The sequence below is a fragment of the Sorangium sp. KYC3313 genome (assembly GCF_052075895.1).
GTDB lineage: Bacteria > Myxococcota_A > Polyangia > Polyangiales > Polyangiaceae > Sorangium > Sorangium cellulosum_B.
The window spans coordinates 7,779,312-7,794,973 of the sequence record NZ_CP197255.1 but is presented as its reverse complement, the minus strand read 5'-3'; the positions used below and the strand labels follow the sequence as shown (position 1 = coordinate 7,794,973).

Sequence of the window (15,662 nt, the reverse complement as noted above, 5' to 3'; positions counted from 1 at the left end):
CGGCGGCGGCGTGGTGCAACGACCACGACCACGAGCGACACAACGCCCAAGACACCACAAATCCCGACAGCCGCCCAGACGCGCAGACGTCAATACCTCGCAGTCCGGGGCGATCGCAGCGCCGCGGCACGTCACGCTGCGCCGCGCCCGCATGCGCCTCCGCCATCACCCGACCCCCGGCCGTGACCGTTCCCTGACGGCCGTGGACGGGCGCGTGTGTCACCTTATCGAATGCTCCATACGGTGGCGATCTCAGATATCCATCTTTGCGAGCTCGAGCCGGGTGACGGCCTGTGGATGCGCTACCGTCAGGCTCCTTACTCCCCCGACAGCGAGGTCGCGGCGATGCTGGACGCGCTCCGGGACGAGATGAGGCAGGGCACGGCGCGCGGCGCGGGGCGCGATGAGCTCACGCTCGTGCTCAACGGCGATGTGTTCGACTTCGATGCGCCGCGCGTGATCGACCAGCAGAGCGTCTTTCACGATCTCCCCCGCAGCGCGGAGCACGCGGTCCCGGCGATAGAGGCGATCCTCGCGGACCACCCTGTGTTCATCGAGGCGCTCGGTCGCGTCGTCGCGGACGGGCACACCGTCGTGTTCATCTCCGGCAACCACGACGTCCAGCTCACGTTGCCCGAGGTGCGCGACCTGGTCCGGGCCCGCGTCGTCGATGCGGCGCTCGCCGCGCAGAGCGACGCGCCACCCTCCAGCGCCCCGCACGCGCGCGCGACGCTGGGCGCGCGCGTCGTGTTTCGCGCGTGGTTCCACAAGACGCCCGACGGCATCATCGTGGAGCACGGCAACCAGTACGACGCGTATTGCAGCTACCGCTATCCGATGGTCCCGTTCGGGCGTAACCCGGGCGAGATCCAGCCCACCATGGGCTCGCTCGTGTGCCGGCTGCTCGTGTCGCGGATGGGCTACTTCAACCCGCACGTGGACGCCTCGTTCATGCTGTCCGCGTTCGGGTACTTCGCGCACTGGGCGCGTTACTACATGTTCTCCAGCCGCTCGCTCGCGGGGGCGTGGGCGCTCGGCGCGCTCCGCACACTCCTCGAGCTCGTGCGCCGGCGCGAGCCGGAGCGGCGCGCTCGCCTGCGCGAGTGCCTCGCCGCCGCGGCGCAGGAGACGGGCGCCCCGCTCCGCGCCGTCGCCCGTCACGCCCGCCTGTTCGCGCCCCCGGCCGAGGATCGGCTGGGGCTCGTCGCGCGCGAGCTGTGGCTCGACCGGGCCGCGCTGGCGCTGCTCGCGGTCGCGGTGGCGCTCGTGTGGCTGCTGCTCGCTCCGCTCTGGCTCGCGCCGGCGGCGCTCGTCGCGCCGGCGGCGCTCATCGTCTACGAGCGCCTCGTGCCGAAGCTCCCGCTCGACGCGACGTGGCAGCGCGTCAGTCGCGCCGCGCGCCACGTCGCCCGCGCCCATCGCGCCAGAGCGGTCGTCTTCGGCCACACGCACACGCCCGAGGGCACCTGGGAGGGCGGGCTGTTCTTCGGCAACACCGGCTCGTGGTCCGCCGCCTTCGAGGACGTGGCCTGCACCAAGCCGATCTTCGCCGCGCGCCCCCTGGTCTGGCTGAGGTCCGAGCCGGTGGCGGGCAGCGCCGCGCGCCTCTCGGGGGGCCTCGTGACCTGGAAGAGCGGCCGCTTCGAGGCCCTCACGGCCAGCGTCCCGCCCCCTGCCGGGCAGCGCAGCGAGCCGCACGGCGCCCATCCGCCTCTCCAGTCGCCAGCGACCGCCGCGCTGCGCACGTGACGCGCGTCACGCGCGTCACGTGCGTAACCCGAGCAGGCCGGCGCTCTTCACTCGAATTGAGCTCCTTCCTGACTTGCGCGAGGCGTCCCGCCGCTGGATGCTCCCGGCACGACACGCCTCCCGCCGACGAGGAAGCTCTGTGAACCCCCCGCTCCACATCGAAGCCGCCGGTGACAGCCACGTTGGCCACCAGCGCGAGCACAACGAGGACAGCTTCGCGGTCGATCTGGATCTCGGCCTCTTCGTCGTCGCGGACGGCATCGGCGGCGCCGCCGGTGGGGAGGTCGCGTCACGGATGGCGGTCGACATCGTGCGCTCGTGCTGCAAGGACGGCGAGGGCGAGATCACCCAGCCGACGGGGTACGACGAGGAGGTGACGCCCCTCGAGCTGCGCCTGGTCTCGTCCATCTGGCGCGCCAACGAGCGCATCTTCGAGGTCGGGCAGCGCGACCCGCTCTGCTACGGCATGGGGACGACGTTCGCGGGCGTCTACGTCGACGGGAGCTCGGCGTGCATCGCGCACGTCGGCGACAGCCGGGTCTACCGCTACCGAAAGCGCCGGCTCGAGCGGCTCACCGAGGATCACTCGCTCTGGAACGAGCACCTGAACACCGGCGAGCAGCTGCCTGACGATGTGGATCCGCTGCTCGCCCGCAACGTCGTGACGCGCGCGCTCGGGATGGGGAAGACGGTCGACGTGGCCACGCGCGTCGAGCGGCCCGAGGCCGGAGATCTCCTGCTGATCTGCTCGGACGGGCTCTCGGGCCCGGTCTCCGAGCTGGAGATCGCCGAGCTGCTCGCGCAGGAGAGCGACCTCGCCGCGACGGCGCGGTCCCTCATCGACCGCGCCAACCAGCACGGCGGCCCCGACAACGTCACGTGCGTGCTCGTGCGGTGGAACGCCGGCGGCTGATGCGGCCGAGCGCGCCGCGCGCGCCGCGTTAGAGCGGGGCGCTGCTTCGATGCGCCCCGCTCTACGGGAGCGTCTTGATCCGGAGCAGATCGGCGGACCTCGTCATGTCGCTGGCGAGCGTGCCCGGGGTCGCGTCGTCGCTCTCGTGCTCCACGAGCGAGAACAGCTCCCCGAACGGCGTCGCGAGCTGCTCGTCGGTCGGCTCCGCCTCGCTCCACCCCTCCGGAAGCGGCGGCAGCGCGTCGCCCGCGATCGCGTCGTACGCGCTCGACAGCCGCTCGAAGCCGTCGCGCACCGCCGTGTCGACCTCCGCGCCTTCGGCGCCCTTGGTCAGGATCCACGGCTGGAAGGCCTTGTAGGTCGCCACGCCGGCCGCGACGTTCGCGCGCATGTCGGCGAGCGTGTACTGGGCGTAGCGCGACTCCTCCTCTCCGGTCGCCGCCTTGCTCGTCTTCTCCACCTGCTCGGCGATCGAGGCGATGACCCCGCGGTAGGCGGACGGCGCGTCGAGCGCGAGCGAGCCGAAATCCGATTGCATCTTCGCCGCGTCGGCCGCGAGGCGCGCGCAGAGCTCGTCCTTGAACGACGCGGCCTCGGCCTCGGTGGCAGGGAAGGCAGCCTCGCTGTAGTTGTCGAGCTCAGACTCGAAGGCGAGGACGGGCTCCGGGATCGCGTCGGCCCAGAGGATGCGCTCGATGGCGTGCACGCCGGTCACCCCCTCACCGTCGAAGAGGTTGTCGTCGGCCTCGACCTCGATGAACGCGTCGTAGCGGGCATCCGTCGAGTAGTCGAGATCCGGGAAGACGACCGCGATGGCTCCTTCGATGCTCTCGTAGGCGTGCCGCGCCTTCTTCCACTCGGCCTTCATGGCATCGACGGCCTCCTTGTCGCTCGTCGCGCTCCATCCGTCGGCGTCCGGCGCGGGCGCGGCCGCCTGGAGCGCGGCCGTGGCGGCGGCGAACTGGTCGATGTTGCCCTGGATGAAGGCCTTCACGTCGGACACGGCATGCCGCTCGTGCTCCGCGTCGGTGAGCAGCGCCTCGTTGTCGCTTCCGCACGCAGGAAGCGAGAGGGCGGCGGCGGCGGCGATGGCCAGACCGGACCGCAAGCGGGCGGGGATATGCATGATCTTCGAGCTCCTTGTCACCGCTCGCGTGGGGCGAGCGCGCGATGTGGACTGGTGCGTGTGCGCCTCGGTGGACGTCGATCAGAGCGAGCGCACGAAGTCGATGAGCGCCCCGCGATCCTCGTAGGAGAGCGCGCGGAACGCGGCGACCGAAGCGGCGGCCTCCGAGCCGGGGCCGTCGTGGAGCAAGATGGCCTGCTCGATGGTCCTGGCGCGGCCGTCGTGGAGGTACGAGGTGCTGTGACGCACGCCGATGAGCGGCGCCGTCCGCCAGGCGACGGAGCTGGCCGACTCGTCGGCCAGCCCGTCGGCGAGATCAGGGCCGAGGTCGTGCAGGAGGAAATCCGTGTAGACCAGAGCGTCGATGTCCGCGAGCTGCGCGATCGGGTAGTCGGCGCGCGTCCTCAGCGAGGGGACATGGCAGGCGGCGCAGTCGGCCTCGGCGAAGAGCGCCTGGCCGCGCGCGTCCGCGGGCGCGCGCCTCGGGATCTCGAGCAAGCGCATGTAGTCGGCGACGGCGTTCACCGTGTCGAGGTCCACGTCCTCGCCCGGCTTGGCGTCGTCCGTGAGCCCGTCGGGGTTCGGCAGCTCGTCCGGCCGGAGCGGCGAGGTGATGCCCATGTCGCCCTGGTAGGCGTCGGCCGTGAAGTCGTCGAGCGTGGCGACGCGCGCCTTGAACCCGAAGCGGCCGATGAGGTTCTCGTCGCCCTCGACGAAGGCGTTGAACGACGCGTCCCCGCTCTTCTTCGAGTGGAACACCACGCGGTTGATGCGCCCGCGGATGGCGTCGCCGCGCGCGGCCTGCTCGGTCGCGACCCGCACGATCTCGGCGTCGTCGACCGCCTCCATGTAGCCGCGCCCGAACACCGGCGGGCCGAGGCGCTTCGAGACCTTGATCGTCGCCTCGATCTCGGGCTGCGAGAGCGTCGTCGCCCCCCCGACGGCGTAGGGCCGCAACGTGTGTCCGTAGGGGAGCCCCCCCTGATCCGCCGCCGGCGTCACGCCGTCGTCCTCGACGAGCGCCATCTTCTGGACCGCGCCCGGGCCGCGCGCGGCGCCGTCGTGACAGCCGGCGCACGCCGCGCGGATGTAGAGCGGCCCGAGGCCATCGCGCTCGCGAAAGACGAAATCGAAGAGCGCGTCGCCGTCCTTGAACCGCGCTACCTGCTCCGCAGAAGCGTCGCGCAGCGGCACGTCGGTGAGGTCGTCGCCGATCAGCGTGATGCCAGCCAGAGGATCGTCCGGAGCGGACTCCGAGCCGCAGCCCACATTGAAGACCAGCGGGAGCGCAAGAAACGGGGCAAATCGTGACATCTCGTCGACCGGGACCGTAGCCGTAAATGAAAGTCAGCGTCAATAACCCGCGGCGGCACGCTGGCCGAGCTGGTGTGCAGGATCGCGCATGGGCGGATCCCACCGCCTTGCGAAGCGTGGCGGAGGCTCGGGCGTTACACTGCCCGAGCCGGCGCGGACGGGCTCACGCTGGAGGACAGCGGATGAAGCAGCGAGATGACGAGCGGCGCGCGGCCTCGAAGGCCCTCCGGGACGGACTGCGGGAGCTCGAGCGGAACGAGGAGCGCCGCGCGGCTCACAAGGAGCTCAGCGCCGGCTGGCTCCGGTACATGGGCCCCGGCTACGGCAACGACATCTGCTCGATGTGCGGCGCGCTCCTCGATAGAGGAACGGCCTACATGCACTGCGCGCCCTGCCTGGCGACGCGCGGGATCGACGAGCATGCGCTGCGCGGCGTGTGCGCGCAGGCGATGGCGGAGGACTGGCCGTTCCAGGATCGCCGGCTCGACGGCGGGCGCTGGGCGCGCGCGCTGATCGCGTTCTGGCGGAATCACGTCGATCCGATCGAGTCGAAGGCGATCCCGTACCGGAACAACACGCTCGAATCTTCCTTCTACTACATGAAGCGGCGCCTCACCGAGGCGGGGGTCGCGGACATCTGGACGGTGCCTGATGAGAGCCAGCGTGGGCTCGATCCTGCGATGGTCGTGCGGGCCCGGGGCGGCGCGCTGGCGATCGGCGTCACCACCCAGCGGCGCATCGCGACGGCCGACGAGGGCGCGCACGCGCACATCGCGCTGTTCGACGAGTTCCTCCACCTCGCGGGCGCGCGGGAGGGCTTCCTGGTGGTCGAGAAGCTGAGCCGACGCGCGCGGCGCGACACGCCCGTTCGGGAGATCGTGGTGACCACCGCCGAGGGACGGCGCGTGACGCAGCTCCGCTGCATGCAGGAGGATCGGAGTTGGCCCGCGCCGGCGGCGCCGGCGTAGAGCCGGGCGCTGTCGCGGCGCGGACCTCACGCCGCGCTACTGCCGGAAACGCTGCTCGATATCGTAGATCTCTGCCGCCACGCCGTCGGCTCCGTCGTAGGTCCGGCTGGCCCCGCGCCCTCCGATCCCGGCCTCACCCAGCTCGATGGTCGTGTTCGTGAGCGAAGGCTCGATGCCCGCGTACGCGATGGCGATCGAGTGGCCGCCGAGCCCGCCGCCGCCCCGGCCGCCCTGGCCGCCCCGGCCACCGCGACCGCCAGGGCAGGCGGCGTTCAGCCCGTCGGCGTCGCCTCGGGTCCCGGCTGCCCCGTGCTCGCCGCCCTCGCCGCCCGGCTGGCCCTCGCCCCCAGCACCGCCATTGCCGCCGCGGCCCGTCTTCAGGACCACGTCGTTCAAGGTGATAGACGCGCTCCCCACGAAGAGGGCGATGCTCACCCCGCCGGCGCCTCCGCCGCGGCCGCCGAGCCCGCCGCACCCGCCCGCGCCCCCGGCGCCTCCGCCGGCGCCGGCCGCAGAGGCCTCGAAAGGACACATCTGCGCGCCGGTGCCGCCCTTCGCGCCGCCGCCTCCTCCGCCGCCCTGGCCCCGCCTGCCCGGCGTCCCGTCGCCGGCGAGCGGGCCCGTATACCCATCCAGGAACAGATCGCCGAAGCCCGTCGCGCCGGCGCCCGGACTCCCGTCCACCCCGTCCGCGCCCGCCTGTCCCGCGGTGCAGCGCTGGGTGCTGGTCTCGCCCTTGCCGCCGTTCATCACATCGCCCGGAACCCCGCTGCTTCCATCCCCCCCGGACTCCAGGCCCCCCGTCCCTCCCGTGCCGCCGCGCGAGTCGTCCGACCGATCGTCGGGCGTACCGCAGGTGTTGTTCACGGGGAGCCCGCCGGAGACCGTCGTGGCCGAGCACGCGGCGTTGCCGAAGTTGCCGATCATCCCTTTCCCGGCAGCGCCGTCCACGAACGCCCCGCCGTTCGCCCCCGGCGCCCCGTCGCCCGCCTCGAGGATGCACCGCGTGAAATGGACAGGGACCCCCGAGCTGTTCGCGGCGATCGCGGATCTGCCTGCGAGCTCGGTGTGGGTCACCGGGATGGAGCGCGCGATCACGTGGAAATCCTCGATCACCGCCGCGCCTTCGCCGTTATCGAACGAGAGCGGCGTCTCGCCTTCGGGAGCGGTGAGCGTGGTCTTCTTCTTGTCGCCTATCCAGCGCCAGCGGTCGTCGCAGTCGAGCCCGCCGAAGAGCCGGTGTCCCCCCGGCACGATCACCGCCTCGTCGAACGTCTGGGCGCAGATATAGATGCGCCTTCCCTTGTCCGGGGAGACCTGGAACGCCTCCGAGATCGTCCTCAGGGGCGCCCTCTGGATCCCCGCGTTGCTGTCGTCCCCCAGGGTGCTCGAGACCCACACCCCGCACTTCGAGGGGACCGTCTCGTGCTTGCTCGGAGTGCAGGCCTCGTCGGACAGCTCGTCTTCGGGGTTCCCGATCCCGATGATGTTATCCGGCTGCTCGACGCAGCCGCTCAACGCCATCGCGACCGGAATGAACCCCACTACCCATGCATCAACCTTGAATCGAATCCTCATACTATTCCTATTCCGGTCAGCCCTGCGCGTTTTCCAAGCAAAGCGACCTGCGCGTGCCGCCCGGCGCGATCGCCGCGCCTGCCCCGTCACGCGCGCGCTCGTTGGCGGGCGCGGGCGCGGGCGCGGGCGTCGCCCGGGTGGGGGAGGGATCACCCGGGTGGGGAGGAGACGAGGCCACGGCGCGCGTGAGCGCGCGGCCGCCCCGCGCCTGCCGGCGCGGGGCGTGTCGGCTCAGTTGGCCCCACCCCCAGTTGCCCATCGCCGGGTATTCCGTGCGAACATCGGCCCATGAGCGCGGAGCTGAGGGACCTCGTGCGCGAGCGGATCGAGGCCGGCGGCGGTGAGCCGATCGAAGGCGGTCGCTTCCTGCCGCTCGTCACGCTGGAGTCCGGCGCCCGGGTGGGGCTGGACGGCTCGGGCGCCTGGGTCTTCGCGCCCGAAGGCGGTGGGGCGGCTCAGGCCATCGCGCCCGAGCGCGAGCGGGCCTTCTTCGAGGTGCTGGAAACGAAGCGGGACGACTTCGACGCGAGCATCGAGGCGGCGGCGACGGCCGCGGGCCTGCCCCCCGAGGAGGTGGCCTTCTCGTTCCCCGCGGCCGACGTCGTCCGCGTGGTGCTCGCGAGAGGCCTGCCGAGCATGACGCGGCTCGCGCTCTCGTGGCTCCGGTTGACGGAGGTCCGCGCGCTCCGCGCCGAGATCATGGCCGTCTCGCGCGACCCGACGATGCCCGTGCCCGTCCGGGACCTGGCCGAGCGGCTCACGGTCCCCGCGTGAGCCCGCGCCGCGCCCCGCCCGGAGGCGGGGCCGGCGCGGGGAGGGAGGTCAGACGGTCGCGAAGGCGTCGGCCGGGATGTCGAGCGCGGACGAGTCCTCGCGCCCGAGGATCTCGGCGGAGAACTTCGCGTGCGGCAGCACGTTGGCCGCGAAGTAGAGGGCAGCGTGCTTCTTGCCCTCGTAGAAGGCGCGGTCCTTCGCGCCGGCGTCGCCGGCCGGCAGGCCCTCCATCGCCTTGAGCGCGATGACCGCGCCGTCGAGCAGGAGCCAGCCGATCGCGAGCTCGCTCATCATCTCGAGGAAGCGGTTCGCCGCGAGCGGCACCATCGGCATCTTGCCCAGCTGGAACCACGAGAGCAGCCGCATCGCGGTGCCGGCGACGGCCTCGTGCGCCTCGCGGAGCTCCTTGATGCTCGCGGCGAGGACGGGGTGCTTCTCGTTGGCCTTCACGAACTCGGCCACGTCGTTCAGGAAGGCCTGCAGGTTGACCCCGCCGCCCTGGCCGAGCTTCCGCCCGACGAGGTCCATCGCCTGGATGTGGTTCGTGCCCTCGTAGATCGAGAAGACCTTCGCGTCGCGGCAGTACTGCTCGACCGGGTAGTCCTTCGTGTACCCGGCGCCCCCGAAGGTCTGGATCGCCGTCTCGCAGACGCGGAACGCCTGGTCGGACGAGTAGGCCTTCACGAGCGGCACGAGCAGGTCGACCTGGCCCTGGTTGTAGGCGGCCGCGCGGTCGTCCTTGCCCTGGTAGACGGCGACCGCGTCCTGGTGGCGCGCGAGCTTGATGATGAGCGCGCGGATGCCCTCCACGCGGCTCTTCATGTCGAGCAGCATCCGCCGCACGTCCGGGTGATCGATGACCGGCACGCGCGGCGCGGTCGCGTCCTTCCACTGGAGGATCGACGAGCCCTGCTTGCGATCCTTCGCGTACTCGAGCGCGTTCAGGTACGCCGAGGACGCGACCGACACGCCCTGCAGGCCCACGGAGATGCGCGCGCCGTTCATCATCCGGAACATCTGCGGCATGCCCTGGTGCTCGACGGTGCCGACGAGCTCCCCGAGGCAGGCGTCGCTCTCGCCGAAGTTGAGCACGCACGTCGACGACCCGTTGATGCCCATCTTGTGCTCGATGTTGCCGACGACGACGTCGTTCGGCCCGCCGAGCGAGCCGTCGTCGTTCACCCGGACCTTGGGCACGACGAAGAGGCTGAGCCCCTTCGTGCCGGGGGGCGCGCCCTCGACGCGGGCGAGCACGAGGTGCACCACGTTCTCGGTGAGGTCCTGGTCGCCGCCGGAGATGAAGATCTTCGTGCCGCGGATGAGGTACTTGCCGTCCTTCTGCTTCACCGCGCTCGTCCGCGACGAGCCGACGTCCGACCCGGCCTGGGGCTCGGTCAGGCACATCGTCCCGCTCCACTGCCCGCCGTACATCCGCTTCAGGAAGAGGTCGCGCTGCCTCGGCGTCCCGAAGTGCTCGATCACCTCGGCCGCGCCGTACGTCAGCCCTGGGTACATGTTGAGCGCCGCGTTCGCGCCGCAGAGGAACTCCTCCACCACCGTGTAGAGCGTGAAGGGACCGCCCTGACCGTCGTAGGTGGGCGAGACCGAGACCGACTTCCACCCGGCCTCATACAGCTTGTCCCACGCGTCCTTGAACCCCGGCGGGGTCTTGACCTGCCCCCCCTCGATGCGACAGCCGACCCGATCGCCGACCGCGTTGAGCGGGCCGAAGACATCGCACGCGAACTTGTACGCCTCGTCGACGACCATCCCGACCTCGTCGCGCCCCCACGCGTCGTAGGGCGCGCTGCCGAGCAGCTCGTCCAGCCGGAATTGCTCGAAGAGGAGGAAGCGGATCTCGCGGAGGTCGGCCTTGTAGCGGTTCTGGTGGGTTTGAGCGTTCGACATGGGAGACCTCCTCGTTGCCGCGGCAGGGAGGCGCTGGCAGCCGGTTCCCTTCCCGGTCTTCCGCGCAGCTGCGGCACAGTTCTGCATTCGCCTAGCATGTCGCCGCGGCGCGTCAACAGCCGTCCGCAACATGTGGAGAATCTCGTGGAGATCCATGAAGATCGGGGCATCCGAGGCGGGTCCTCGGCGGGGCCCCCGCGCCGGGATCCACGGCGTTGAACTGGCGAGCGGCGCGGCGTAGGCTCGCCCGCGATCGACCATGTCCGACCCGGCTTACATCACGCCCAGCGGGGCGAGGAGGCTGTCCGAAGAGCTCGCGCGGCTCCGCTCCGTGGAGCGGCCTCGCATCGTCCAGGAGGTCGCCGACGCGGCGGCGCAGGGCGACCGCTCCGAGAACGCCGAGTACATCTACGGCAAGAAGAAGCTGCGCGAGATCGACCGGCGGATGCACTACCTGACGAAGCGGCTGGAGAAGGCCGTCGTGGTCGATCCGTCCGAGCAGCGCGGCGACAAGGTCTTCTTCGGCGCGACGGTCGAGATCGAGGACGAGGACGGCGCGCGCCGCACGTACCAGATCGTGGGCGAGGACGAGATCGACAGCGCGGCAGGGCGCATCAGCTGGCGCTCTCCGGTCGGCCGGTCGCTCCTCGGCAGGCGCGCGGGGGACGTGATCACGGTCCGCCGCCCGGCGGGCGAGGCGGAGATGGAGCTCATCTCGGTGCGTTACGGCTGAGCGCCGCGCGGGCGCCAGGGCCGGAGGAAGGAGACGGGAATCGGCATGAGGATCTTGCACACGATGCTTCGGGTCGGCGATCTCGAGCGCTCGATCGGCTTCTACAGGGACGTGCTCGGGATGCAGCTCCTGTCGCGGCAGGACTACCCGGAGGGCAAGTTCACGCTCTGCTTCCTCGGCTACGGGAAGAACCCCGAGCACGCCGAGATCGAGCTCACGCACAACTGGGGCGTGGACAAGTACGAGCTCGGCACGGCGTACGGGCACATCGCGCTCGGGGTCGAGGACATCCGCGGGGCCTGCGACCGCATCCGGGCGGCGGGCGGGAAGATCACGCGCGAGCCAGGCCCGATGAAGCACGGCAAGACCGTGATCGCGTTCGTCGAGGATCCGGACGGCTACAAGGTCGAGCTCATCGAGGAGTCGAGCCGGAGCCGGTAGCCGGAGCCGGGACTCGAGGCCGGCAGATCGAGGTCGGCGAGGCGCGCCGAGGCAGGGGAGGGCGCGTGGCAGCCGGAGGCCCAGAGGAGCCTCCGCGCTGCCCGCGCCTCGTCTCTGCTGCGCGCTCGCCCGCGCGCTCGCTTCAAGCCCGCGAGGCGCGGGAGATCAGGCGCCCACGACCGGCGCGGCGTCGTTCGCCGGCTCGGGGGACGAGAGCTCGCCGCCCTCTGCCGCGGACACCTCCTCGTCGGGCGCCTTGGCGGGCGCCTCGGACGAGGCGCTGCTCGCGGCCGCCGCGGCCTTCTCGGCGTTCGGACGCCGGCCGCGCGGCTTCTGCAGCAGCGACGGGGCGAGGTCGCCGTCGCCGCCCTCGTGCCAGCGCAGGTACGCGACGGCGCGGCGGCACTCCTCGTACGCCTTCGCGACCAGCGAGATCGCGCGGGCGCGGCGATCGCCGGCGTCGGTGATCTTCGGCGCCGCGGACGAGCCCTTGCCGGGCTTCGCGGCGAGCGCGGCGAGGAGGCGCACGCCGAGATCCGCGGCGCGCTCGAGCTCCTCGTCCTCGACCGCCGTCTTGGCGCGGACCTTGTCCCAGGAGCCGCGGAAGAGCTCGGCCAGGGCGATGAGATCGCTCGCGAGATCCGCGTGCCCCTTGCCCTTGCGGATGTCGGCGACGCGCTGCTTGTCGAGCAGGTTCCTGTAACCGAGCGCCTCGGCCGCGACGAGGAGCCCCTCGCGCAGCGTGCCGGCTTCTTCGGTGAGCTTCTTCGCGTCGAGCTCGCTCGCGGGCGTGCTGTAGAGAAGATCGGCGTACCAGGCCGCGAGGGCGTAGTCCTCGAGCTCGTCCAGCATCGCGATCGGATGGTTCGGGAGATCCCGGACGATCTCGTCGCGGAGCTCGCGCAGGTGGGGCAGGGCGGAGAGCACGGAGCTCACGGCCCTGGGGACCTCGACGTAGACGGTCACGAGATCGTCGGGGCCGAGCTCGAGGAGCTTCGGCTCAACGCGGCCGTACGCCGCGAGCGCGGCGGCCGGCGAGGACGGGAGGACGGGAGCAGGTGCTGCTTTCGGGGGTCTCGCCATACAGGTGTCTCCAGCGGAGGGCGCGCACACTGCCAGACGGGAGCGCGAAGGGAAAGGGGGACCGCGCGATTGCCGCCGGAGGCTCGGCCGGAGGGCGCCCTGGCGCGAACAGACTCTCCGACCGGGCGCGCTGTGCTCTGGTAGATTGCGGCGCGAGGACTCACGACATCATGTACGCGATTGCGATCATTCGTTACAGGCGACCGCTCGACGAGGTGCTCCCGGCCGTCGACGCCCACCGCGCCTATCTGAAGGGGCTCATCGAGCAGGGACTCGTGCTCGTGTCAGGGCCGCTCGATCCCCGCCACGGCGGGGCGCTCCTGCTCCGGGTGCCCGACGAGGCGGCCGGGGCGACGCTGGATCGGATCCGGGACGGCGATCCCTTCACGGAGAAGGGGCTGGCGCAGTACGAGCTCCTGCCCTGGGCGCCGGTGTTCGGAAAGGAGGAGCTCGACCGGGTGTTCGCCCCGAAGCCCTGAAGGGAGCGCCGCGCCGTTCATCGCACCGGCGCCGACCGCGCGCCGCGCGCTACGGCGTGTCGAACGAGAGCACGCCCGAGTCGTCCGTCGCGTAGCGCCCGCCCGGCGTGATGCGCACCTTGAGCTCCGGCTCCCGGGAGACGACGGCCACGTCGTAGCCGGCCTTCGGCAGGAGGCCGGTGATCACGTGCCTGCGCGTCGCCCGAGGCACCTGATAGGTCAGCGGCCCCGAGCTCGGTCGCGGTTCCGAGCGCAGATCCGAGCGGAAGAGGACGACCGTGCCTGCCACGAGCGCGCCGTCGAAGCCGGAGCCCTGCGCGCTGTCGATCCGCGTCGCCGCATCCATCGCCGCGCCCGCGTCCGCGCCTTGCAGCACGTGCAGGAAGCGGACGTCCGTCGGAGCGGTCTGATCCTCCACGACGAGGCGGTGGGTCGTCGGCTCCATCGCCGCCGGCTTGTCGACGTTCTCGACCGGCACGGCCGTCATGCGGGCGCTCCGCGGCAAGAGGCTCTGGATGAACAGCGTCTGCCCCCGCGGGGTCACGGCGCTGGCCGTCCGGTCGGCGATCCGCGGCGCCGACGTGGTCATCAGGTTGAACCGCTTGAACCGGCCGGCGGTGCGCGACGTCGCGCGGTCGTAGACGACCACGTGATCCGGCTGCAGCCAGACGACCGACCGGCTCGCATGGACGATGTCGCGGGCGGCGTCCGTGGGCGTCCAGACGTTCTCGCGGGTGTTGTACAGATCCGTCGCGATCCCCTCGGCGAACACGTAGCCGGCGCCCCGGGTCATGCGCGTTTTCGGATCGCCGGCGGCGCGCCCCTCGCGCCACTGGCCGCCTCGCGCGACGATCTCCTTCTCGAACCAGCGCATGTTCGACGGCTTGTCGTTCTGCAGGGAGAGGGTGTTGTGGTAGTCGGTCGTGGCGCCGATCAGGTTGTTCGAGTAACTCGTGTGCTCCTTCGTCAGCCACTCTCCCTTCCGGTAGAGCTCGATCTGATTGCAGTCGCCGATCTGGTGGTTGATGGTGACCCAGCCGCACCGCCAGGTGAACCACGTCGCGCCCGCCGTCCAGTCCGAGCGCGCGCGGAGGGAGCCGCGCCCCTGCGCCCGCTCGAAGAAGGCGGTGGGCATCGCCGGGCGCGGATCCGCCGGGAGCGGCGCGGCCGGGTCGAAGAGCATGAAGCTCAGGATCGCCCGGCTCGGGGCGGGTGAGCCCCAGATCTTCGACGTGCGCGCGTAGAGCTCGGGCGCGCCGCCCGCGATCGTGTTGGCCACGATCCAGCGCGACCTCTGCAAGCGCGCGGTGTTGCCCGTGAGCTGGTCGAAGACGCCGAGCGAGCCGAACAGCTCGGCGAAGCGCGGCTCGACCCAGATCTGCAGCGTGTCGCCGTAGTTCGCCATCTCGTAGACCGGCCCGAGGTCGCTCCTCGACGGGTACGTGACCGGGCCCGGCGCGATCGAGTGCAGGAACCCGTCCGTGAAGCGGTCCCAGGTTCCGCTGCGCAGCAGCCCGATCTGAGGTCCTGACTGGGCCTGGGTGCCGTAGCCGGCCGTATAGAGCCCCAGCAGCGCCTGGTGGAGGGTCGCGACGCCGCCGCTGCCGTAGAGGAAGCCCTCCACGGGCAGGCCGCCGCTGGCCACGCCGAGCCCGTCGGAAGGGACCCCGAGCTGCTTGGCCGCGGTCTCGGAGGCCTCGAAGATGGCGAAGGCCTGGTAGAGCCACGCGCCCGTCGCGTCCGCGCGATAGCTGCGCAGCGTGTTGCCGAGCGTCCCCGCCGGCGCGCTCGGATCGAGCGGAGGGTCGTCCGCGTCGTCCATCGAGAGCGACATCAGCGTGACATTGCGCAGATGGCCGAGATAGTAGTTGTTCGCAGCCCACCTGAGCTGGAGCGGATCGCGGAGCAGCGCCGGATCGTTCATGACGCCGACGGGGTGGGGGTGCTCGTTGCCCGCCGTCGAGGCGTGGAGGTTGTCGTCAATCCACCTGAGAAAGACCTGCCGGATCTTGGCCTTGTCGCCGGCGGAGAGCACCGGACGGCCGCCGCTGTCGGTCGCGTTGTAGATCCAATCGACCGTCAGCGGGAACCCTTCACCCCACCAGCGCGAGCGATCGCCGGTCGCGAACCCCGGGCGGCGGAAGGGCTGGCCGTCGGCTCTCCCCTTGCTCGCCTCCTCGATGGCGACCATCAAGAGGTTGCGCGCCCTGACGGCGTGGGTGGGGCGGGCCGCGGCGTCGGCATCGATGAGCGACATGAATGCGAAAAACTCGGCATACGCCTCGGTCGGATACTGCTCGTAGGCGTTGGTGCCGCCGTCCGGCCACGTCGGGTTCGGCCGCCCATTCGGGTAGAACCGGCCTTCGTAAGCTGCGATCGCACCCCGGAGCGCGGGCAACATGGCTTCCCTGTACATGCGGTTTCGGCTGTCCGCGGCCCACCCGCGCAGCCTCGGGAGGTGTTCGTTCGTGAGCCAGAGTCGCGGGTGACCGGTGACGGGCTGCGCGGCGGCGCGCCCCGGCGCCCCGACAAGGCCCAGAGAGAGCACCGCTGCGGTGAGGATGTGGTGAATCGGTCGCATGCTGGTTCCCGGTAT

The 15,662-nt window shown here is 71.3% G+C and carries 13 protein-coding genes; 7 read left to right on the top strand and 6 right to left on the bottom strand.

The features are described from left to right. The first annotated feature begins 243 nt into the window (after positions 1-243). Together ACSRUE_RS30085 and ACSRUE_RS30080 are read left to right on the top strand one after the other, a co-directional pair. A complete protein-coding gene (locus ACSRUE_RS30085) occupies positions 244-1,749 on the top strand; it encodes a hypothetical protein (protein WP_441286574.1) in 1,506 nt (501 codons plus the stop codon). A 139-nt stretch (positions 1,750-1,888) separates the two neighbouring features. Further along, on the top strand, positions 1,889-2,662 hold the full coding sequence (locus ACSRUE_RS30080; protein WP_437767678.1) for a PP2C family protein-serine/threonine phosphatase: 774 nt from the start codon (positions 1,889-1,891) through the stop codon (positions 2,660-2,662). Between the two features lie 61 nt (positions 2,663-2,723). On the opposite strand, the gene ACSRUE_RS30075 is transcribed toward ACSRUE_RS30080, so the two are convergent. Both ACSRUE_RS30075 and ACSRUE_RS30070 read right to left on the bottom strand, forming a co-directional pair. After that, positions 2,724-3,788, bottom strand: a complete 1,065-nt coding sequence (locus tag ACSRUE_RS30075; protein ID WP_441286573.1) for an EfeM/EfeO family lipoprotein — start codon at positions 3,786-3,788, stop codon at positions 2,724-2,726. Positions 3,789-3,869: 81 nt separating this feature from the next. Beyond that, positions 3,870-5,102: a di-heme oxidoredictase family protein gene (locus ACSRUE_RS30070; RefSeq protein WP_441286572.1), complete on the bottom strand. Its 1,233-nt coding sequence runs from the start codon at positions 5,100-5,102 to the stop codon at positions 3,870-3,872. Positions 5,103-5,284: 182 nt separating this feature from the next. Between ACSRUE_RS30070 and ACSRUE_RS30065 the strand changes: the two genes are divergently transcribed. Next, a complete protein-coding gene (locus ACSRUE_RS30065; RefSeq protein WP_441286571.1) occupies positions 5,285-6,070 on the top strand; it encodes a hypothetical protein in 786 nt (261 codons plus the stop codon). A gap of 36 nt (positions 6,071-6,106) precedes the next feature. Here ACSRUE_RS30065 and ACSRUE_RS30060 read toward each other — a convergent pair whose 3' ends face one another. Continuing rightward, positions 6,107-7,648 carry a PGRS family protein gene (locus ACSRUE_RS30060; protein WP_441286570.1) on the bottom strand — a complete coding sequence of 514 codons (1,542 nt, stop codon included), beginning with the start codon at positions 7,646-7,648 and terminating at the stop codon, positions 6,107-6,109. A 288-nt stretch (positions 7,649-7,936) separates the two neighbouring features. On the opposite strand from ACSRUE_RS30060, the gene ACSRUE_RS30055 reads away from it, so the two are divergent. Continuing rightward, positions 7,937-8,422, top strand: coding sequence for a hypothetical protein (locus ACSRUE_RS30055; RefSeq protein WP_441286569.1), 486 nt, complete (start codon positions 7,937-7,939; stop codon positions 8,420-8,422). 48 nt (positions 8,423-8,470) lie between these two features. Here the strand turns inward: ACSRUE_RS30055 and ACSRUE_RS30050 are convergent, their stop codons facing one another. After that, positions 8,471-10,330, bottom strand: a complete 1,860-nt coding sequence (locus ACSRUE_RS30050) for an acyl-CoA dehydrogenase (protein WP_437767672.1) — start codon at positions 10,328-10,330, stop codon at positions 8,471-8,473. A 259-nt stretch (positions 10,331-10,589) separates the two neighbouring features. Here ACSRUE_RS30050 and greB point away from each other — a divergent pair, with 259 nt between their 5' ends. Together greB and gloA are read left to right on the top strand one after the other, a co-directional pair. Next, positions 10,590-11,063: a transcription elongation factor GreB gene (greB, locus tag ACSRUE_RS30045; RefSeq protein ID WP_437767671.1), complete on the top strand. Its 474-nt coding sequence runs from the start codon at positions 10,590-10,592 to the stop codon at positions 11,061-11,063. A gap of 45 nt (positions 11,064-11,108) precedes the next feature. Further along, entirely contained in the window at positions 11,109-11,504 is a 396-nt protein-coding gene (gene gloA, locus ACSRUE_RS30040; protein WP_441286568.1) for a lactoylglutathione lyase, read from the top strand. Positions 11,505-11,669: 165 nt separating this feature from the next. Here gloA and ACSRUE_RS30035 read toward each other — a convergent pair whose 3' ends face one another. Next, positions 11,670-12,587, bottom strand: coding sequence for a hypothetical protein (locus ACSRUE_RS30035; protein ID WP_437767669.1), 918 nt, complete (start codon positions 12,585-12,587; stop codon positions 11,670-11,672). Between the two features lie 170 nt (positions 12,588-12,757). On the opposite strand from ACSRUE_RS30035, the gene ACSRUE_RS30030 reads away from it, so the two are divergent. Next, the gene (locus ACSRUE_RS30030; protein WP_437767668.1) at positions 12,758-13,066 is read left to right on the top strand and encodes a YciI family protein; all 309 of its coding nucleotides are present in this window, start codon (positions 12,758-12,760) and stop codon (positions 13,064-13,066) included. Between the two features lie 49 nt (positions 13,067-13,115). On the opposite strand, the gene ACSRUE_RS30025 is transcribed toward ACSRUE_RS30030, so the two are convergent. Continuing rightward, positions 13,116-15,647: a hypothetical protein gene (locus ACSRUE_RS30025; protein ID WP_441286567.1), complete on the bottom strand. Its 2,532-nt coding sequence runs from the start codon at positions 15,645-15,647 to the stop codon at positions 13,116-13,118. Positions 15,648-15,662 lie beyond the last annotated feature (15 nt).

Coding starts and splice junctions, on each gene's coding strand:
- ACSRUE_RS30075 (WP_441286573.1), bottom strand. CDS start 3,788: ATGCATATCCCCGCCCGCTTGCGGTCCGGTCTGGCCATCGCCGCCGCC.
- ACSRUE_RS30070 (WP_441286572.1), bottom strand. CDS start 5,102: ATGTCACGATTTGCCCCGTTTCTTGCGCTCCCGCTGGTCTTCAATGTG.
- ACSRUE_RS30065 (WP_441286571.1), top strand. CDS start 5,285: ATGAAGCAGCGAGATGACGAGCGGCGCGCGGCCTCGAAGGCCCTCCGG.
- ACSRUE_RS30060 (WP_441286570.1), bottom strand. CDS start 7,648: ATGAGGATTCGATTCAAGGTTGATGCATGGGTAGTGGGGTTCATTCCG.
- ACSRUE_RS30055 (WP_441286569.1), top strand. CDS start 7,937: ATGAGCGCGGAGCTGAGGGACCTCGTGCGCGAGCGGATCGAGGCCGGC.
- ACSRUE_RS30050 (WP_437767672.1), bottom strand. CDS start 10,330: ATGTCGAACGCTCAAACCCACCAGAACCGCTACAAGGCCGACCTCCGC.
- greB (WP_437767671.1), top strand. CDS start 10,590: ATGTCCGACCCGGCTTACATCACGCCCAGCGGGGCGAGGAGGCTGTCC.
- gloA (WP_441286568.1), top strand. CDS start 11,109: ATGAGGATCTTGCACACGATGCTTCGGGTCGGCGATCTCGAGCGCTCG.
- ACSRUE_RS30035 (WP_437767669.1), bottom strand. CDS start 12,587: ATGGCGAGACCCCCGAAAGCAGCACCTGCTCCCGTCCTCCCGTCCTCG.
- ACSRUE_RS30030 (WP_437767668.1), top strand. CDS start 12,758: ATGTACGCGATTGCGATCATTCGTTACAGGCGACCGCTCGACGAGGTG.
- ACSRUE_RS30025 (WP_441286567.1), bottom strand. CDS start 15,647: ATGCGACCGATTCACCACATCCTCACCGCAGCGGTGCTCTCTCTGGGC.